We start from the raw sequence: 18,803 nt of genomic DNA on the forward strand, positions 1-18,803 counted from the left end.
TGTTATTATTAATGCTGCATATATTCATATTCCATTTTGTCAGCATATTTGTCACTATTGTGATTTTAATAAAGTATTTATTGAACGCCAACCGGTTGATCAATACTTACAATATTTAGAGAAAGAAATAATAAATACGGTTCAAAAAGTACCGTTTAAAAGTATGAAAACGATTTTTGTTGGCGGAGGAACTCCGACAGCTTTAAATATGGAGCAAACAAAACAGCTACTCGACATCATTAACCGTCGTTTGCGTCCATTTGCGCCGAATTGTGAATTAACATTTGAAGCGAATCCAGGTGATTTACCGAAAGAGAAGTTGAACTTATTGCTAGAAGGTGGAGTAAACCGAATTAGTTTTGGTGTGCAAACGTTTCGTGATGAGCTACTTGAGAAGATTGGACGCAGGCATACGAGAGAAGATGCATTCGTAGCAATTCGAGAAGCGCAGGAAGTCGGTTTTACAAATATTAATGTAGATTTAATTTATGCTCTGCCAGGACAGACGATAGAAGATGTAAAGGAAACATTAGACATTGCCTTTACGCTTGGTGTACAACATTTCTCAGCATATTCCTTAATTGTGGAACCGAAAACCGTATTTTATAACTTAATGAATAAAGGGAAATTAAGACTTCCAGGTGAAGACCATGAAGCGAAAATGTACGAAATGGTAATGGATGAAATGGAGAAAAATGGTTATAACCAGTATGAGATTAGTAACTTCTCAAAAGGTGATAATGAAAGTAGACACAATCTCACATACTGGAATAATGAAGAGTATTATGGATTTGGAGCTGGAGCGCATAGCTATGTGAACGGGGAACGAATTCAAAATGTAGGTCCGCTCAAGCAATATTTCACTAAAATTGATGAGACAGGATTTCCATATTTAGATGTTCACGCAGTGACAGAGAAAGAAAAAATGGAAGAAGAGTTGTTCTTAGGACTTCGAAAAACAAAAGGTGTTTCTAAGTTAGAATTCCAAAAGAGATTTAATGTGGAGATGGATCATGTTTTTGCAAAGCAGTTACAAAGTAATCAAGAACAGGGATTACTTGAAAACAGAGATGGACATGTTTGTTTAACGAGGAAAGGGAAACTATTAGGGAATGAAGTATTCCAGTCATTTTTGATTGATTAATTAAATGTGCCCTAAGTGTGAAAAAGTTTCGTTATTTCGTGACGTTTCCGTTGACAATTGAATGTCAATTTTGGTAAGTTATTAATAGATTTAGCACTCGAAGACAAAGAGTGCTAACAGAGGTGATGATGAGATGCTTACGGAACGTCAGCTCTTAATTTTACAAACGATTGTTGATGACTTTATTGGATCAGCGCAACCAGTTGGTTCGAGGACGTTGGCTAAGAAAGATGAAATTACGTTTAGTTCAGCTACTATTCGAAATGAAATGGCTGATTTAGAGGAACTAGGATTTATTGAAAAAACGCATAGTTCTTCTGGGCGTGTTCCTTCTGAAAAAGGGTATCGTTTTTATGTAGACCATCTTTTAGCGCCACAAAACTTACCGACCGATGAAATTGTACAAATTAAAGATTTATTTGCTGAAAGAATTTTTGAAGCAGAAAAAATTGCACAACAATCAGCTCAAATTTTATCAGAGCTTACGAATTATACGGCCATTGTTCTTGGTCCGAAATTGAGCACAAATAAACTTAAAAATGTACAGATTGTACCGCTTGATCGTCAAACAGCAGTCGCTATTATTGTAACAGATACAGGGCATGTGCAAAGTAAAACGATTACCGTTCCGGAATCTGTTGATTTATCAGATTTAGAAAAAATGGTTAATATTTTAAATGAAAAGCTATCTGGTATACCTATGGCAGAACTTCATAATAAAATCTTTAAAGAGATTGTTACAGTCTTGCGTGGGTATGTTCATAATTACGATAGTGCAATAAAAATGTTGGATGGTACATTTCAAGTTCCTTTATCGGAAAAGATATACTTTGGAGGAAAAGCAAATATGCTTTCGCAGCCAGAGTTCCATGACATTCAAAAAGTAAGATCCTTGCTGACGATGATTGATAACGAAGCTGAGTTTTATGATATTTTGCGTCATAAACAAGTAGGTATTCAAGTGAAAATTGGCAGGGAAAATTCTTCGATCGCTATGGAAGATTGTAGTTTAATTTCTGCAACGTATTCGATTGGAGAAGAGCAACTTGGAACGATTGCGATTTTAGGTCCAACGAGAATGCAATACTCTCGTGTAATTAGTTTGTTGCAGTTATTTACAAGGCAATTTACTGATGGACTTAAAAAATAAATGAGAGTAATACATTCGCTCAAGTGATGGAAATTTCATTGCTGTGTGTAATATATAATGCTTAGGTAATCGTGCTAAGCGTGATACCTAATACCTTTTAAGGAGGTGAAAATTGTGGAAGAGCGTAACGAACAAGTGGTAGAAGAAGTGAAAGAAGCTGTCACAACAGACAACAGTGAAGAAGCTGTAGAAGAAAAAAGTGAAGCTGCTCTTTTACAAGAAACAGTAGATGAGTTACAAGCGAAACTAACGGAAACGGAAGGTCGCACACTACGTCTACAAGCTGATTTTGAAAATCATAAGCGCCGCGTTCAAATGGATAAACAGGCTGCTGAAAAATATAGAGCACAAAGTCTTGTGTCAGATATTCTGCCAGCTCTTGATAATTTTGAAAGAGCAATGCAAGTGGAAGCAACTGATGATCAAATGAAGTCCTTATTACAAGGTATGGAAATGGTGCATCGTCAATTGTTAGAAGCGCTGACTAAAGAAGGTGTTGAAGCGATTGAAGCTGTTGGTAAACAGTTCGATCCTCATGAGCACCAAGCTGTTATGCAAGTAGAAGACAGTGAGTTTGAATCAAACGCGGTTGTGGAGGAATTCCAAAAAGGCTATAAACTAAAAGACCGTGTGATTCGCCCATCAATGGTAAAAGTAAATCAATAATTTACATAAATGTAGGAGGATTCGCTATGAGTAAAATTATCGGTATTGACTTAGGTACAACAAACTCTTGTGTAGCTGTTATGGAAGGTGGAGAACCAAAGGTTATCCCAAATCCAGAAGGAAACCGTACAACACCTTCTGTTGTAGCTTTCAAAAATGAAGAGCGTCAAGTTGGGGAAGTTGCGAAACGTCAAGCAATTACAAACCCAAATACAATCATGTCTGTTAAACGTCATATGGGTACAGACTATAAAGTAGAAGTTGAAGGTAAAGATTATACACCTCAAGAAATTTCTGCAATCATTTTACAAAACTTAAAAGCTTCTGCTGAAGCGTACTTAGGTGAAACAGTGACGAAAGCTGTTATTACAGTACCAGCATACTTCAACGATGCAGAACGCCAAGCGACAAAAGATGCTGGTCGTATTGCTGGTTTAGAAGTAGAGCGTATCATTAACGAACCAACAGCAGCAGCACTTGCTTACGGTTTAGAAAAACAAGATGAAGAACAAAAAATTCTAGTATATGACTTAGGTGGCGGTACGTTTGACGTATCTATCCTTGAGTTAGCAGATGGAACATTTGAAGTTATTTCAACTGCTGGTGACAACCGTCTTGGTGGAGATGACTTTGACCAAGTTATCATCGATCATTTAGTAGCTGAATTCAAAAAAGAAAATAGCATTGATTTAAGCCAAGATAAAATGGCACTTCAACGTTTGAAAGATGCAGCTGAAAAAGCGAAGAAAGATCTTTCTGGTGTAACACAAACACAAATTTCATTACCATTCATTAGTGCTGGAGCTGCTGGTCCATTACACTTAGAATTAACGTTAACAAGAGCTAAATTCGAAGAAATTTCAGCTGGTCTTGTTGAAAGAACATTAGAGCCAACTCGTCGTGCATTAAAAGACGCTGGTTTTTCTCCAAGCGAATTAGATAAAGTTATCCTTGTTGGTGGTTCTACTCGTATCCCAGCTGTACAAGAAGCAATTAAACGTGAAACTGGTAAAGAGCCATACAAAGGTGTAAACCCAGATGAAGTTGTAGCATTAGGTGCTGCAGTTCAAGGTGGCGTACTTACTGGTGATGTAGAAGGCGTTCTATTATTAGACGTAACTCCACTTTCTTTAGGTATCGAAACTATGGGTGGTGTGTTCACGAAATTAATCGAGCGTAACACTACAATTCCAACAAGTAAGTCACAAGTATTCTCAACAGCTGCTGATAACCAACCAGCGGTAGACATTCACGTACTACAAGGTGAGCGTCCAATGTCAGCTGACAACAAAACATTAGGTCGTTTCCAATTAACAGACCTTCCGCCAGCACCACGTGGAATTCCACAAATCGAAGTAACATTCGATATTGATGCGAACGGTATCGTTAACGTACGTGCAAAAGACTTAGGAACAAGTAAAGAGCAAACTATTACAATCCAATCTTCTTCAGGTCTTTCTGATGAAGAAGTAGATCGTATGGTACAAGAAGCGGAATCAAATGCTGACGCTGACCAAAAACGTAAGGAAGAAGTTGAACTTCGTAACGAAGCTGACCAACTTGTATTCCAAACAGACAAAGTTGTAAAAGATTTAGAAGGTAAAGTAGATGCAGCTGAAGTAGCGAAAGCAACGGAAGCGAAAGAAGCATTACAAGCGGCAATCGAGAAAAACGAACTTGAAGAAATCCGTGTGAAAAAAGATGCTCTTCAAGAAATCGTACAACAATTAACTGTTAAATTATACGAGCAAGCTCAAGCAGCTGCAGGGCAAGCAGAAGGTGCACAAGGAGCACAAGACGCTGGCGCGAAAAAAGATAATGTAGTAGACGCTGAGTTTGAAGAAGTAAAAGAAGACAAGTAATAAAGTGAAATAAAATAAGTAAGATGACAAAAAGTCAAAGTCAAGCGTGCCTTGGCTTTGGCTTTTTTCACGAATAAGAAGAAATGTGTGAGGATCTTAAGTTTTTTATTTTGCATACTGTAAGTGAGGAAACTTTGTTGCAAAGCACTTTCTTTCGGTGTTAAAATTACGTTTATGTGAAAGATTCGGGGGTTGCAAATTTATGAATAAACGAGACTATTATGAGGTCCTTGGACTTAGCAAGGGTGCTTCTAAAGATGAAATAAAAAAAGCGTATCGTCGTTTGGCTAAAAAGTACCATCCAGACGTAAGTAAAGAAGAAAATGCAATTGAAAAGTTTAAAGAAGTACAAGAAGCATACGAAGTATTAAGTGACGATCAAAACCGTGCGCAGTATGATCAGTTTGGTCACGCGGGTCCGAATCAAGGTTTCGGTGGAGGCGACTTCGGTGGTGGCTTCGGATTTGAAGATATCTTCAGCTCATTCTTTGGTGGCGGTGGCGGCAGACGTCGTGATCCGAATGCTCCGCGTCAAGGTGCTGATTTACAATATCAAGTTACTTTAGAGTTTGAAGAAGCTATTTTTGGTAAAGAATTAAATGTTGAGATTCCAGTGGAAGATCCATGTGATACTTGTAAGGGTAGTGGAGCAAAACCAGGAACTTCAAAGGAAACATGTAAACATTGTTCAGGAGCAGGGCAAGTAAGTGTAGAACAAAATACACCATTTGGGCGTATTGTAAACCGTCAAGCTTGTGGGCATTGTTCAGGAACAGGTCAAATGATTAAAGAGAAATGTACGACATGCCATGGTTCTGGTAAAGTTCGTAAACGCAAAAAAATCAATGTTAAAATTCCAGCGGGTATCGATAATGGTCAACAAATTCGTGTATCTGGAAAAGGTGAAGCAGGCGTAAATGGCGGACCGGCAGGTGACTTATATGTTGTTGTTCATGTGAGAAATCATGAATTCTTTGCGCGCGAAGGGGATCACATTATTTGCGAAATGCCATTAACATTTGCGCAAATGGCACTTGGTGCGGAAGTAGAAGTTCCTACCGTTCATGGCAAAGTGAAGCTGAAAATTCCAGCAGGAACACAAACAGGAACAGAATTTCGCTTAAAAGGAAAAGGTGCTCCGAACGTACGTGGATATGGTCAAGGAGATCAATATGTAGTCGTTCGTGTTGTTGTGCCGACGAAATTAACTTCACATCAAAAAGATTTATTGCGTGAATTTGCAGGGCAAGAAGAGCAGGATGATAGCTTATTCAGAAAGCTTAAACGTGCTTTCAAAGGGGAATAATGGAAATAAAAAATGGAGTTGGTAAATTGTGAAATGGTCAGAAATTAGTATTCATACAACAGAAGAAGCAGTAGAAGCTGTCTCTCATATTTTGCATGAAGCAGGCGCTAGCGGGATTGTGATTGAAGACCCAGCGGAGTTGACGAAAGAGCGCGAGCAACAATACGGTGAGATTTATGCACTTAACCCAGATGAATATCCAAGTGAGGGTGTTTTGGTAAAAGCATATTTCCCACAAACGGATTCTTTACACGAAACGGTTGCAGGTGTAAAATCATCTATTGATGCACTACCATCTTTCGACATCGAAATTGGTACAGGAAATATTACAATTAATGAAGTCGATGAGGAAGATTGGGCTACTGCTTGGAAGAAGTATTATCATCCAGTTCAAATTTCTGATACATTCACAATTGTGCCGACGTGGGAAGAGTATACACCGTCTTCTCCAGATGAAAAAATTATTGAATTAGATCCAGGTATGGCGTTTGGTACAGGGACACATCCAACAACAACGATGTGTATTCGTGCGTTAGAAAAAACGGTTCAGCCAGGTGATACTGTGATTGATGTGGGGACAGGTTCAGGGGTACTTAGTATTGCTGCGGCAAAATTAGGTGCGGCTTCTGTTCAAGCGTATGATTTAGACCCAGTTGCAGTTGAAAGTGCAGAAATGAATGTGCGCTTAAATAAAACAGATGACATTGTCAATGTTGGACAGAATAGTCTATTAGAAGGTATTGAAGGTCCAGTTGATTTAATCGTAGCAAATTTACTAGCGGAAATTATTCTTCTATTCCCTGAAGATGCAGCGAGAGTTGTGAAGCCAGGTGGATTATTTATTACATCTGGTATTATTGGGGCGAAAGAAAAAGTAATTTCTGAAGCGTTAGAAAAAGCTGGATTTACAATTGAAGAAGTGCTTCGAATGGAAGATTGGGTAGCAATTATTGCACGAAATGCGTAATATAGATTTTAGTCTATAAAGAACAGGGGAGTCTCTCACCGTATAAGGTGAGGGACTTGCCGTTTGTTATATGAAAATGATAACGTTTCGTTCTTTTCGTAAGTGTTGACTTACGAAAGGAACGAAACTCTACTAAGGTGATTATATGCAACGTTATTTTGTAGAAGAGAAATATGTAAATGAGACAAGTATTCGTATAATGGGTGATGATGTTCATCACATCGCAAGAGTGATGCGTATGTCAGCTGGTGACCACATTTATTGCTGTGTAAATGGTAAAACAGCAGAGTGTTCAATTGCTGAAATTACCAGTGAATTTGTGGATACCACTATTGTAGAATGGGTAGAGGCGTCAAGCGAACTTCCTGTGTTCGTGACGATTGCAAGTGGACTGCCGAAAGGAGACAAGCTAGAGTTAATTTTTCAAAAAGGAACTGAGCTTGGGGCAGCTGCATTTTTACCATTTCAAGCATCTCGATCTATTGTAAAGTGGGATGCGAAAAAAGCAGATAAAAAAGTTGAGCGTTTGAAAAAAATTGTAAAAGAAGCTGCGGAACAATCGCATAGAAGTGAAATTCCAGAAGTACACGTTCCCTCATCATTTAAACAACTGCTGTCGATGAGTAGCGAGTATGATGTTTGTCTTGTTGCGTATGAAGAAGAAGCGAAACAAGGTGAGAAATCTAATTTTGCGAAAGCTTTATCGACGATTAAACCAGGCCAAAAGCTGCTGATTGTATTTGGGCCGGAAGGCGGTTTAGCGGAGGAAGAGATAACCGCACTTCGTGAACATAAATTTGTACCATGTAGTTTAGGACCAAGAATTTTAAGAACAGAAACGGCTCCGCTTTATGCGTTAAGTGCCGCTTCTTATCATTTTGAATTGATGGGGTGATAATCAATGGCAACTGTTGCGTTCCACACGTTAGGTTGTAAAGTAAACCACTATGAAACAGAAGCGATTTGGCAATTGTTTAAACAAGGTGGTTATGAAAGAACTGAATATGAAAAAAAATCTGATGTATATGTTATTAACACATGTACAGTAACAAATACTGGAGATAAAAAAAGCCGTCAAGTAATTAGACGTGCTGTACGTCAAAATCCAGATGCGGTAATTTGTGTAACTGGATGTTATGCACAAACATCTCCAGCAGAAATTATGGCAATTCCAGGTGTAGATATTGTTGTTGGTACGCAAGATCGTGAGAAGATGTTAGGATACATCGAAGAATTCCGTCAAGAGCGTCAACCAATTAATGCTGTCCGCAATATTATGAAAACACGTGTATATGAAGAGCTCGATGTACCATATTTCACGGACCGTACACGTGCATCTTTAAAAATACAAGAAGGTTGCAATAACTTCTGTACATTTTGCATCATTCCTTGGGCGCGTGGTTTAATGCGTTCTCGTGATGGAAAAGAAGTTATTAAACAAGCGCAGCAATTAGTAGATGCGGGCTATAAAGAAATCGTATTAACAGGTATTCATACAGGTGGGTACGGTGAAGATATAAAAGAGTATAACTTAGCAGGATTACTGCGTGATATGGAAGCGGAAGTAAGCGGATTGAAACGTCTTCGTATTTCTTCTATTGAGGCGAGTCAAATTTCTGATGAAGTAATTGAAGTGTTAGATAAATCAGAAGTAGTTGTACGTCACTTGCATATTCCATTACAGTCAGGATCTAATACTGTATTGAAACGTATGCGCCGTAAGTATACGATGGAATTTTTCCAAGAGCGTTTAGATCGTTTGAAAGAAGCGTTACCAGGGCTTGCGATTACATCAGACGTAATTGTTGGATTCCCAGGTGAAACAGAAGAAGAATTCATGGAAACGTACAATTTCATTAAAGAGAATCGTTTCTCTGAATTACACGTTTTCCCTTATTCGAAACGTACAGGTACTCCAGCAGCACGTATGGAAGATCAAGTTCCTGAAGACGTGAAGAACGATCGTGTTCACCGTCTAATTGAGCTATCTAATCAATTAGCGAAAGAGTATGCTTCTGGATTTGAAGGTGAAGTACTTGAAATCATTCCGGAAGAGACATTTAAAGATGGTGACCGTGAAAGTTTATATGTAGGTTATACAGATAACTACTTAAAAATTGTGTTTGAAGGATCTGAAGAATTGATTGGTAAGCTAGTAAAAGTAAAAATTACAAAAGCTGGTTATCCATATAACGAAGCGCAGTTTGTTCGTGTTCTTGAAGATGATGTAAGAAAAGAATCAGCAAGCGCATAATAAAGTGAAACTTTAATCAGTGGGGGTGTTCATCCCTCACTGATTATTAGCCCTCACCAATCGGGCGTTTACGGGCAGCCCGACTCCCACCTAACTTCTTTGCTCCAGCCGAATTTTGAGGTGGGAGTTTTACTGCCCACAAATAGCGGGATAAAAAGCATGCAAACGACAAGGGTTTGCGTGCTTTTTTCGTTCATGGAGAAGTTAAGTATTGAAAGAAGATGCAGTGGGTTGTTCGGTAAATGAGTGGTTTTTGAGCGTATCCTTGTATAAAAAAGATCCAATGATAAAAAAATATTTATTTTTAGGGGAAGAGATAACGGCTATCAACATAGTTTTTGGAAAAGGAAGAGCATCAATTCTTCTTTTATTCTGCCAAATAGTTGACCTGAAGTGATAAAATGTATTATAATCGTAAAAGACATGCTGAAGAAGTGTTTCTTTTTGCATGCTGAAGTTAGTATGTAAGTGTGATGTTTCGGAGGGAGGGAAAGAGAATGTCAAAAACAGTCGTTCGTAAAAACGAGTCTTTGGAGGATGCACTTCGCCGTTTTAAAAGATCGGTTTCTAAAACTGGTACACTTGCTGAAGCAAGAAAGCGCGAGTTTTATGAAAAACCAAGTGTAAAACGTAAGAAGAAATCTGAAGCGGCAAGAAAGCGTAAGTTCTAAGAGAGGGTGTAAGTTATGAGTCTTCTCGGTCGTTTAAACGATGATATGAAACAAGCGATGAAGAATAAACAAAAAGAAAAATTAACCGTTATTCGTATGGTTAAGGCTGCTTTACAAAATGAAGGTATTAAACTGCAACATACTCTTACTGAAGAAGAGGAATTAACAGTTTTAGCTCGTGAAGTAAAACAGTATAAGGACTCCCTCCTTGAATTTAAAAAAGCTGGTCGTGAAGACCTTGTTGATAAACTGCAAAGTGAAATTCAGATTTTAAGCGCATATTTGCCGGAGCAATTAACAGAAGAAGAACTAGCGGATATAATTAAGCAAGTTATTTCTGAAGTTGGTGCTACATCTAAAGCAGATATGGGTAAAGTGATGACTGCTGTTATGCCGAAAGTAAAAGGTAAAACAGACGGATCACTTGTGAATAAGTTGGTTATCCAGCTATTAGCATAAAAAAGCGTCTCATTTCGTATGAGACGTTTTTTTATGCTTTTTTCAGTTTGGACGTGATATTACAAGCTCTTTTTTCATACATATGGGATGAGAGGGGGTCTTTTGAGATGAAGAAATTAGAACAAATGAAGAATTGGTTAACGAAGCAAATAGACCTGCCAGTGGATGTGTTAATGGATCTACCTCGGATCACGCTTGTTGGGCAAGTACATATCTATATAGAAAATCATCGAGGATTATTAGTGTTTTCAGATAAAGAGGTAAGATTGCTATTGAAACATGGTCAATTATTAATTAAAGGTCAATCCTTTGTTATTAAAACAATCCTTCCAGAAGAACTGTTGCTTGAAGGGATTATTGAACAAGTGACGTTTTTAGAAAATGAAAAGAAAGAGGAGTGAGGAGAAACTTCCGTTTGTGAAGTTTTTCTTCTTTACCTTGTATTAACAGGTGATAACGTTCTGGCCTCAATATTCGGTTCGTACAAAGAGGATAGGTGGGAATTGAGTTCCACGTAAAAAAATTGGCTCGTGAAGGTTAATAATTAGTGAGAATCAAGGAATCTGCTAATTTAGTACGAGCTAGTTTGATAATCGAATTGAAAAGTAGTGTATCTACTTTTAGAAAGGTAGTGGAGATAGTCGATGAAAAATAAATGGTTTATAAAATGGCTTGGGTATGTAAAGGTGCGAATTGAAGGTAGAGGAGCGGAACGCTTTGTTAACGAGTGTGTGCGGAGGAAATTACTAGTTTGGGATGTAAAGAAGATAGCTGATGAAACGTTAGTTTTTTGTATGTTATTACGAGATGTGAAAAAGATAAAACCAATTTATAGAAAAAATGAATGTAAATTATATTTTATTGGACGTTACGGTTTTCCGTTTTGGAATAAGCGTTTAATTAAAAATAGTGGATTTTTAATTGGGTTTTTAATATTTTTTTTCGGAATGATCGCATTGTCAAATATGGTGTGGAAAATTGAAATTACAGGAGCAAAACCTGAAACGGAATATATATTGATGAAAGAATTGGACAAAATGGGTATAAAAAAGGGGAAATTACAGTTCCAAATGCCGAGTGTAGAAGATGTTCAACGTCATTTGACAGACAATATTAATGCGATTACTTGGGCGGGATTAGAAATAAGAGGGACAACATATCATTTTAAGATTGTTGAAAAAAATGAACCGAAAAAAGAAAGTGAACAACAGCCACAAAACTTAGTAGCAAAAAAAGAAGGGATTATTACAAAAACATTTGTGGAAGTTGGGAAGCCTGTTGTCATGAAAAATGACCATGTAGAAAAGGGGCAACTTCTCGTCTCGGGGATGTATGGTAATGAGGAGAATCCGACAATTGTTTCGGCTAAAGGGATTGTATATGGAGAAACGTGGTATAAATCTGAGGTGGATGTTCCGTTAAAGACGCAATTTCAAGTGTATACTGGTAATTCGTATAATGAATATTTTCTTAAATTTGGGAGTGCTAAAATAAAAATATGGGGATTTCAACAGGATAAGTATAAACGCTCTCGTACTGAAAGTGTAAAACATGATGTGAAATTATTTGGATTCACATTACCAGTTGCATATGAAAAAGATATTGTACGAGAAGAGGAAGAAGCGAACCGAGAATATACCGAAAAACAAGCGATGAAAGTAGCGAAAGAGATGGCAGAAAAAGAACTGAAGAAAAAATTGGATGAACATGCTATGATTGTAAGTGATAACATTTTGAGTAAAGAGGTTGAGGCGGATCACCTAAAGGTCACATTACATTATACAGTGATTGAAAATATTGCAGAGCCACAACCAATATCTGAATTCGATATTCAAGGAGACTGAGTAATGGCAGAACAATTAGTAGAAATGAACCAACAATTGGAAAACCCTAACGAAGCAATCGCTCTTTTTGGGGTAAATGATGCTCATTTAAAAGTAATTGAACGAGAACTTAGTGTATCGATTGTGACTAGAGGAGAATCTGTTCGTGTATCTGGGGCAGATGAAACTGTGGTGCTCGTAGAAAAAATCTTACAACAGTTACTTGTTGTTATCCGTAAAGGTGTATCAATTTCGGAAAGAGATGTTGCGTATGCGATTCAGCTTGGGCAACAAGGGAAAATTGCTCAATTCGAAGAGTTATATGAAGAGGAAATTTTTAAAACGGCAAAAGGTAAATCCATTCGTGTGAAAACGATGGGGCAAAGACGATATATTCATGCAATGAAAAAGAATGATATTGTATTTGGGATAGGGCCTGCTGGGACAGGAAAAACATACTTAGCCGTAGTAATGGCTGTGAGAGCTTTAAAGCAAGGGTATGTAAAGAAAATTATTTTAACAAGACCTGCTGTAGAAGCTGGAGAGAGCTTAGGGTTTTTACCAGGTGATTTGAAAGAAAAAGTAGATCCGTATTTACGTCCGCTATATGATGCGTTACATGATATTCTTGGACAAGAATATACACAACGTATGATGGAACGTGGTGTAATTGAAATTGCACCTCTTGCTTATATGAGAGGGCGTACTCTTGATGATTCATTTGTTATATTAGATGAGGCGCAAAATACAACTGGTGTTCAAATAAAAATGTTTTTAACACGATTAGGTTTTAGTTCTAAAATGGTTATTACGGGGGATCCCTCACAGGTAGACTTGCCAAAAGGGGTAAAGTCAGGTCTTTCTATTGCTGCTAATATTTTATCTGGTGTATCAGGTCTTTCGTTCATTACATTGGAACAAACGGACGTTGTGAGACACCCGTTAGTGCAACGTATTATTGAGGCATATGATAAAATGGAATGATCCTATTTGTCAGGATCATTTCTTTTTGTATGATAAGGTTGGCGAATGACATATTTTTTACTATCATTAAAGACGAGGGAAACAAGCTATAGGTGATGGTCTATAAAAATATGGTCCTAAAAAGCATCGTTGGCTGGAAGAAATGAAAGCTATAAATAGTTTCACTTTATTTCTGGAGAGGAGAAGGTATTGAAATCATGTCAAGATCTCAAGAAATTTCTAAGTGGTTTCGTAATTTACAACATTCGAAAAAACTAAGTTGGATTTCTTACGTTTTATTAGGAGCGGTACTGTTTTTTGCACTTATGAATAATGTGAAACCAGAGCAATTAGATGTTAAAGAGCTCGATATTGCTAAAAAAACAATTCACTCTCCTGTTAAAATTGAAGATAAATCCGCAACAGCGAAAAAGAAAAAAGAAGCCGCTCAAAAGGTTGAGGATAAATATACATATAAAAGCGAATATAAGCAAAATAAAGTGGATATTGTAAATTCCGTCTTTGATGCGGTAAGTGAAGTAGAGGCAGAGGCTAAATCGACTGGCCCAGACGAGTATAAAAAAATTTCTGATGTGGATAAATTGGACAAGTTAAAGAAGAAATTACCAACAGATTTAGCGAAAAGCTTAACAGATTCGATATTGCTGAAATTTATTAATGCTGATTCAAGTCAATTGTCATTGGCGAAGGATGCAGCTGTAACAGCGGTTAATAAAATTATGAGTGAACACATTAAGATGGATCAAGAAGAAGTTGCAAGAGAACGATTTGTTACTGAAATGAGTAGCGTAAGTATAAGCAGTGATTTAAAAGTTGCGGTGAATGCACTAGGGAAGTATGCGGTTACAGCGAACTATTTTTATGATTCAGCTGCGACAAAAGATAGTCAAAAAATAGCGGAAGATTCAGTTGCATCAGTTTTTATTCTTCAAGGGCAAGTTCTTGTGAAAGAAGGCGATACGATTTCACGAGAAGCATATGAGCAGTTGAAGTTAGCCGGATTGTTAGAGAAGGGCAATACCTTCCAACCTTATGTTGGTCTGGCTGTACTTATTTGTGTGTTATTGTACTTTATGCATAAGCAATTTGAAGTGTTTTTACAGCGGAAAAGAGAAGATAGGCCGTATGTTTTAGCGTACATCACAATTTTGTCTATTACGATTGTTCTAATGAAAATCATTAGTTTGTTTCAAAAGCTTGAATATGCAGGAATCGCGTATGTTGTTCCAGTTGCGATGGGAACAATACTTGTAAAATTAATGATTGGTGATCGATTTGTATTTTTAACGAGTATGATCTTTTCTGTGTGCGGAAGTATTATGTTTAATGAAGGTGTAACGAGTACACTAAATTATAGTGTGGGGATTTATGTTTTATTAAGTTCATTATCAGTTAGTATTTTCTTGAGAGAAAAAAATCGTCGTACGATGATTTTACAAGCTGGTATACTCGTTTCTGTATTAAATGTAGTCGTATTAGCGGCGTTGTTATTATTGCGAAATGGGAACTTTTCGCCTCTTGAAATTGGGATACAATTATTAATGGCTGCAGTTTCAGGGATTATCTCTTCTGTTCTAGCTATGGGAATTTTACCGTATTTAGAAAGTGGCCTTGGGATTGTATCGAGTATGAAGTTGATGGAACTTTCAAGTCCGAATCACCCGCTCTTGCGCAAAATTTTATTAGAAGCACCAGGTACATATCACCATAGTGTAATGGTAGCCAATCTTTCAGAAGCTGCATGTGAAGCGGTTGGAGCAAACGGAGTATTAGCGCGTGTAGGGGCGTATTATCATGATGTAGGGAAAACAGTACAACCGCAGTTTTTTATTGAAAACCAGATGGGGATTGAAAACCCGCATGATAGATTAGACCCTGTAACGAGTAAAGATATTATAATTGCTCATGTAACCGATGGGGTGAGAATGTTAGAAGAACACCATATACCTCAAGAAATTATCGATATCGCTGGACAGCATCATGGTACAACGTTACTTAAATATTTTTACTATAAGGCGATTAAAGAAGATAAAGAGAAATATACTGAGGAAATGTTCCGCTATCCAGGGTCAAAAGCAACTTCTAAAGAGTCGGCAATCGTTGGTATTGCTGATAGTGTAGAAGCGGCGGTACGTTCAATGAATCATCCAACGCCAGATCAAATCAATAATTTAGTGCAAAGTATCATTAGAGATCGTTTGCAAGATGGTCAATTTAGTGAATGTGATTTGACATTTAAGGAACTACAAATCGTTGGAAAAACGTTATGTGAAACGTTAAATGGTATTTTCCATTCCCGTATTACATATCCGGAACCGCCGGAAGAAAAGGAGAAAGAATGAGTTTATTAATTGATTTTATTGATGAAACAGAAGAAGTGAAAGACGAGTATATAAGCTTGATTCGAGGGTTGGTAGAGAAAGCAGCCCAAATGGAAAAGATAGAAGAAGGAGCAGAATTATCGGTTACGTTTGTAGATAATGAACGTATTCGTGAAATAAACCGTGATTACCGAGATAAGGATCAGCCTACGGACGTTATTTCTTTCGCTATGGAAGAAATGGGAGAAGGCGAAATGGAAATTGTCGGTGCGGAAATGCCGCGTATGTTAGGAGATCTTATTATTTCTATTCCAAGAGCAAAAGAACAAGCTGAAGAATATGGACATTCTTTTGATCGAGAACTTGGGTTTTTAGCACTACATGGCTTTTTGCATTTGCTTGGTTATGATCATATGACAGAAGAAGATGAAAAAGAAATGTTTGGAAGACAAAAAGAAATTTTAGAGGCCTTTGGATTAGGGCGATGAAAAAAGGAAAACTTTTAGACAGTTTTGGATATGCTATAGCTGGTATATACTTTTGTCTTCGTTATGAACGAAATATGAAAATTCATTCTTTAGCCGCAGTCATTGTTATGTGCTGCGGCTTTTATTTCCATATTACAACAACGGAATGGATTGTATTACTTATTGTGATAGGGATTGTAATGAGTTTAGAGATGGTGAATACGGCTATTGAAAAAACAGTAGACTTAGCAACCGCTGATATTCATCCGTTTGCGAAAATTGCAAAGGATGTTGCGGCGGGGGCAGTTTTATTGTTTGCAATTATAGCTGCTGTAATTGGTGCTATTATCTTTTTACCGTATATGGTATAGTTGCATTCCGAAGCTTTTATTAAGCTTTTGGAGCGCCGTGAAGGCCTTTAATGGAAGAGTGTATCTATTCACATCTGTGAACGGAAAGGATGCGGGAATATGAATAGCAAACAATTAATTCAAGAAGCAACCGAAGCGCGTAAACGAGCGTACGTACCATATTCTAAATTTCAAGTAGGTGCAGCTTTACTAACTCAGGATGGAAAAATATATCGTGGATGTAATGTTGAAAATGCATCATATGGTTTATGTAACTGTGCAGAAAGAACAGCGTTATTTAAGGCGATTTCTGAAGGGGATAACGAGTTTGTAGCTATTGCAGTCGTAGCAGATACAAAGCGTCCAGTACCTCCTTGTGGAGCATGTCGACAAGTTATGGTAGAATTATGTAAACAGGATACGAAAGTATACCTATCAAACTTACATGGTGATGTTCAAGAGACAACAGTCGGAGAATTGTTACCAGGAGCATTTTTAGCGGAGGATTTACATGAATAGAAAAGGTTATAAATCAGGTTTTGTCTCTATTATTGGCAGACCGAATGTTGGGAAATCTACATTTTTAAATCGTATTATCGGCCAAAAAATTGCCATTATGAGCGATAAGCCACAAACAACTCGTAATAAAATTCAAGGTGTATATACAGAAAATGATTCACAAGTAGTTTTCATTGATACACCAGGAATACATAAACCTAAACATAAACTAGGCGATTTCATGGTGAAGATGGCTCAAACGACATTGAAAGAAGTTGATATTGTTCTGTTTATGGTCAATGCAACTGAAGGATTTGGTCGTGGTGAGGAATTTATTATTGAGAAATTACAAGAAACGAAACAACCGGTATTTTTGGTAATTAATAAAATTGACCAAGTTCATCCAGAGCAATTATTAGCGTTAATTGATCAATACCGTAAACTACATGAGTTTGCAGAGATTGTACCAATTTCTGCATTAGACGGTAATAACGTGGAAGCGTTAATTGGAGCGATTAAAAAGTATTTACCAGAAGGACCACAATACTACCCGGATAATCAAGTAACGGATCATCCAGAGCGATTTATTATTGCAGAGCTTATTCGTGAAAAAGTATTACATTTAACACGCGAAGAAGTACCGCATTCTGTAGCGGTTGTTATTGATGCAATTCAAAAGCGTGAGGGCGGAGCGGTTTATATAAACGCAACGATTGTTGTTGAACGTGCATCACAAAAAGGAATTATTATAGGTAAGCAAGGGAAGATGTTAAAAGAAGTCGGTAAGCGAGCTCGCTTTGACATTGAAGCACTTCTTGGTTCTAAAGTATTTTTAGAAGTATGGGTGAAAGTGCAAAAAGATTGGCGTAATAAGATGTCACAGCTTCGTGACCTTGGTTTCCGTGAAGACGAGTATTAATATGAAGTAAAGTTGTGATCAGTGGGTGTTTTGTTCATCCACTGATTATTGGTTTTTATGAACCTTGATAAATTAGGAAAAATTTTTCTCACATGAAAATGAACAAAATGGGTCAATTTAATAACAACAAAAGAAATTGCTTTATAGGCTACGCTTATTGAGAAAGGTGGATTCTTATGCTAGATTTTACCTGGAAGTTTTTCTCCAAAACAGGAAGCATTGAAACGTATTTGCTTTTGAAAGAAATGGAAAAAGACGTAAACGATGAGATGGATCAACATGAAGAGGAGTTAGCGCATCTAGACTCTCCAATTTCTTGACCCGTTTTGTTCAAACCTTGGATGGTGACGAACATGTTTCAAAAAGTTGAGGGCATTGTCATCCGTACAACAGATTACGGAGAAACAAATAAGATTGTTACAATATACTCACGGGAATTTGGTAAGGTAAGTGCAATGGCAAGAGGGGCGAAAAAACCGAAGAGTCGGTTAGCGGCTATTTCGCAACTTATGACACATGGTCATTTTCTTATTCAAATTGGATCTGGACTTGGAACTTTGCAACAAGGCGAGATTATTTCATCTATGAAAGAAATTCGCGAGGATATATTTTTAACTGCTTATGCATCATTTATTATCGAATTAACTGATAAAGCAACAGAAGATAAGAAGCATAATCCGTATTTATTTGAAATGTTATATCAAACGTTGCATTATATGTGTGAGGGTGTTGACCCAGAAGCATTATCATTAATTTATCAAACGAAAATGCTTCCCGTATTAGGGATGCACCCGTACTTTGATACATGTGCTATTTGTCATCAAGAAACAGATTTTGTCGCCTTCTCTGTCAGGGAGGGCGGTTTTCTGTGCTCGCGTCATGCGGAGCAAGATCCGTATCGTATTCCGGTGGGAGAGGCTGTTCATAAATTATTACGTCTCTTTTTTCACTTCGATCTACAC

The 18,803-nt window shown here is 37.4% G+C and carries 21 protein-coding genes; all 21 read left to right on the top strand.

Annotation, left to right across the window (positions count from 1 at the left end):
- Positions 1 to 4 precede the first annotated feature (4 nt).
- A complete protein-coding gene (gene hemW / locus V7038_RS00370; RefSeq protein WP_335468718.1) occupies positions 5 to 1,144 on the top strand; it encodes a radical SAM family heme chaperone HemW in 1,140 nt (379 codons plus the stop codon).
- 133 nt (positions 1,145 to 1,277) lie between these two features.
- Positions 1,278 to 2,294: a heat-inducible transcriptional repressor HrcA gene (hrcA, locus tag V7038_RS00375; protein ID WP_002067157.1), complete on the top strand. Its 1,017-nt coding sequence runs from the start codon at positions 1,278 to 1,280 to the stop codon at positions 2,292 to 2,294.
- Between the two features lie 114 nt (positions 2,295 to 2,408).
- On the top strand, positions 2,409 to 2,960 hold the full coding sequence (gene grpE / locus V7038_RS00380; protein WP_070146885.1) for a nucleotide exchange factor GrpE: 552 nt from the start codon (positions 2,409 to 2,411) through the stop codon (positions 2,958 to 2,960).
- 26 nt (positions 2,961 to 2,986) lie between these two features.
- On the top strand, positions 2,987 to 4,822 hold the full coding sequence (gene dnaK, locus V7038_RS00385; RefSeq protein ID WP_002111905.1) for a chaperone protein DnaK: 1,836 nt from the start codon (positions 2,987 to 2,989) through the stop codon (positions 4,820 to 4,822).
- A gap of 202 nt (positions 4,823 to 5,024) precedes the next feature.
- Complete coding sequence (gene dnaJ, locus V7038_RS00390) at positions 5,025 to 6,128, top strand: chaperone protein DnaJ (protein ID WP_335468707.1); 1,104 nt, start codon at positions 5,025 to 5,027, stop codon at positions 6,126 to 6,128.
- Between the two features lie 28 nt (positions 6,129 to 6,156).
- Positions 6,157 to 7,095 (top strand): 50S ribosomal protein L11 methyltransferase, encoded by a 939-nt coding sequence (gene prmA, locus V7038_RS00395; RefSeq protein ID WP_002111903.1) that lies wholly within the window; start codon positions 6,157 to 6,159, stop codon positions 7,093 to 7,095.
- 145 nt (positions 7,096 to 7,240) lie between these two features.
- On the top strand, positions 7,241 to 7,990 hold the full coding sequence (locus tag V7038_RS00400) for a 16S rRNA (uracil(1498)-N(3))-methyltransferase (protein ID WP_002111902.1): 750 nt from the start codon (positions 7,241 to 7,243) through the stop codon (positions 7,988 to 7,990).
- A gap of 6 nt (positions 7,991 to 7,996) precedes the next feature.
- Positions 7,997 to 9,349, top strand: coding sequence for a tRNA (N(6)-L-threonylcarbamoyladenosine(37)-C(2))-methylthiotransferase MtaB (gene mtaB / locus V7038_RS00405; RefSeq protein ID WP_335468709.1), 1,353 nt, complete (start codon positions 7,997 to 7,999; stop codon positions 9,347 to 9,349).
- 211 nt (positions 9,350 to 9,560) lie between these two features.
- Positions 9,561 to 9,746, top strand: a complete 186-nt coding sequence (locus V7038_RS00410) for a hypothetical protein (RefSeq protein WP_033714028.1) — start codon at positions 9,561 to 9,563, stop codon at positions 9,744 to 9,746.
- Between the two features lie 100 nt (positions 9,747 to 9,846).
- Positions 9,847 to 10,020 (top strand): 30S ribosomal protein S21, encoded by a 174-nt coding sequence (gene rpsU, locus V7038_RS00415; RefSeq protein ID WP_000048061.1) that lies wholly within the window; start codon positions 9,847 to 9,849, stop codon positions 10,018 to 10,020.
- 15 nt (positions 10,021 to 10,035) lie between these two features.
- Positions 10,036 to 10,479 (top strand): GatB/YqeY domain-containing protein, encoded by a 444-nt coding sequence (locus V7038_RS00420; RefSeq protein ID WP_000054578.1) that lies wholly within the window; start codon positions 10,036 to 10,038, stop codon positions 10,477 to 10,479.
- Between the two features lie 107 nt (positions 10,480 to 10,586).
- Positions 10,587 to 10,880, top strand: a complete 294-nt coding sequence (gene yqfC / locus V7038_RS00425) for a sporulation protein YqfC (RefSeq protein WP_002088680.1) — start codon at positions 10,587 to 10,589, stop codon at positions 10,878 to 10,880.
- Positions 10,881 to 11,123: 243 nt separating this feature from the next.
- Positions 11,124 to 12,323, top strand: coding sequence for a sporulation protein YqfD (gene yqfD / locus V7038_RS00430; protein WP_002111891.1), 1,200 nt, complete (start codon positions 11,124 to 11,126; stop codon positions 12,321 to 12,323).
- 3 nt (positions 12,324 to 12,326) lie between these two features.
- Complete coding sequence (locus V7038_RS00435; protein ID WP_002015189.1) at positions 12,327 to 13,286, top strand: PhoH family protein; 960 nt, start codon at positions 12,327 to 12,329, stop codon at positions 13,284 to 13,286.
- A 197-nt stretch (positions 13,287 to 13,483) separates the two neighbouring features.
- Positions 13,484 to 15,628 carry an HD family phosphohydrolase gene (locus tag V7038_RS00440; protein WP_002111889.1) on the top strand — a complete coding sequence of 715 codons (2,145 nt, stop codon included), beginning with the start codon at positions 13,484 to 13,486 and terminating at the stop codon, positions 15,626 to 15,628.
- The gene (gene ybeY, locus V7038_RS00445; RefSeq protein WP_002111888.1) at positions 15,625 to 16,095 is read left to right on the top strand and encodes an rRNA maturation RNase YbeY; all 471 of its coding nucleotides are present in this window, start codon (positions 15,625 to 15,627) and stop codon (positions 16,093 to 16,095) included. The genes V7038_RS00440 and ybeY overlap by 4 nt, the downstream gene beginning before the upstream one ends.
- Positions 16,092 to 16,445 carry a diacylglycerol kinase family protein gene (locus V7038_RS00450; RefSeq protein ID WP_002111887.1) on the top strand — a complete coding sequence of 118 codons (354 nt, stop codon included), beginning with the start codon at positions 16,092 to 16,094 and terminating at the stop codon, positions 16,443 to 16,445. The genes ybeY and V7038_RS00450 overlap by 4 nt, the downstream gene beginning before the upstream one ends.
- A 99-nt stretch (positions 16,446 to 16,544) precedes the next feature.
- A complete protein-coding gene (locus V7038_RS00455) occupies positions 16,545 to 16,943 on the top strand; it encodes a cytidine deaminase (RefSeq protein WP_002111886.1) in 399 nt (132 codons plus the stop codon).
- Entirely contained in the window at positions 16,936 to 17,841 is a 906-nt protein-coding gene (era, locus tag V7038_RS00460; RefSeq protein ID WP_002111885.1) for a GTPase Era, read from the top strand. Before V7038_RS00455 ends, era begins: the two co-directional genes overlap by 8 nt.
- Positions 17,842 to 18,017: 176 nt before the next feature.
- Positions 18,018 to 18,161 (top strand): YqzL family protein, encoded by a 144-nt coding sequence (locus tag V7038_RS00465; RefSeq protein WP_000883924.1) that lies wholly within the window; start codon positions 18,018 to 18,020, stop codon positions 18,159 to 18,161.
- 33 nt (positions 18,162 to 18,194) lie between these two features.
- A partial coding sequence (recO, locus tag V7038_RS00470; protein ID WP_335468716.1) for a DNA repair protein RecO occupies positions 18,195 to 18,803 on the top strand: 609 nt, incomplete at its 3' end.

This window comes from Bacillus sp. JJ783 (assembly GCF_036963225.1).
Taxonomy (GTDB): domain Bacteria; phylum Bacillota; class Bacilli; order Bacillales; family Bacillaceae_G; genus Bacillus_A; species Bacillus_A cereus_U.

Bases quoted from the DNA above. Each gene is read 5' to 3' on its own strand.
- hrcA (WP_002067157.1), top strand. From the start codon at position 1,278: ATGCTTACGGAACGTCAGCTCTTAATTTTACAAACGATTGTTGATGAC.
- dnaK (WP_002111905.1), top strand. From the start codon at position 2,987: ATGAGTAAAATTATCGGTATTGACTTAGGTACAACAAACTCTTGTGTA.
- dnaJ (WP_335468707.1), top strand. From the start codon at position 5,025: ATGAATAAACGAGACTATTATGAGGTCCTTGGACTTAGCAAGGGTGCT.
- V7038_RS00400 (WP_002111902.1), top strand. From the start codon at position 7,241: ATGCAACGTTATTTTGTAGAAGAGAAATATGTAAATGAGACAAGTATT.
- mtaB (WP_335468709.1), top strand. From the start codon at position 7,997: ATGGCAACTGTTGCGTTCCACACGTTAGGTTGTAAAGTAAACCACTAT.
- rpsU (WP_000048061.1), top strand. From the start codon at position 9,847: ATGTCAAAAACAGTCGTTCGTAAAAACGAGTCTTTGGAGGATGCACTT.
- V7038_RS00420 (WP_000054578.1), top strand. From the start codon at position 10,036: ATGAGTCTTCTCGGTCGTTTAAACGATGATATGAAACAAGCGATGAAG.
- yqfC (WP_002088680.1), top strand. From the start codon at position 10,587: ATGAAGAAATTAGAACAAATGAAGAATTGGTTAACGAAGCAAATAGAC.
- yqfD (WP_002111891.1), top strand. From the start codon at position 11,124: ATGAAAAATAAATGGTTTATAAAATGGCTTGGGTATGTAAAGGTGCGA.
- V7038_RS00435 (WP_002015189.1), top strand. From the start codon at position 12,327: ATGGCAGAACAATTAGTAGAAATGAACCAACAATTGGAAAACCCTAAC.
- V7038_RS00440 (WP_002111889.1), top strand. From the start codon at position 13,484: ATGTCAAGATCTCAAGAAATTTCTAAGTGGTTTCGTAATTTACAACAT.
- ybeY (WP_002111888.1), top strand. From the start codon at position 15,625: ATGAGTTTATTAATTGATTTTATTGATGAAACAGAAGAAGTGAAAGAC.
- V7038_RS00450 (WP_002111887.1), top strand. From the start codon at position 16,092: ATGAAAAAAGGAAAACTTTTAGACAGTTTTGGATATGCTATAGCTGGT.
- V7038_RS00455 (WP_002111886.1), top strand. From the start codon at position 16,545: ATGAATAGCAAACAATTAATTCAAGAAGCAACCGAAGCGCGTAAACGA.
- era (WP_002111885.1), top strand. From the start codon at position 16,936: ATGAATAGAAAAGGTTATAAATCAGGTTTTGTCTCTATTATTGGCAGA.
- V7038_RS00465 (WP_000883924.1), top strand. From the start codon at position 18,018: ATGCTAGATTTTACCTGGAAGTTTTTCTCCAAAACAGGAAGCATTGAA.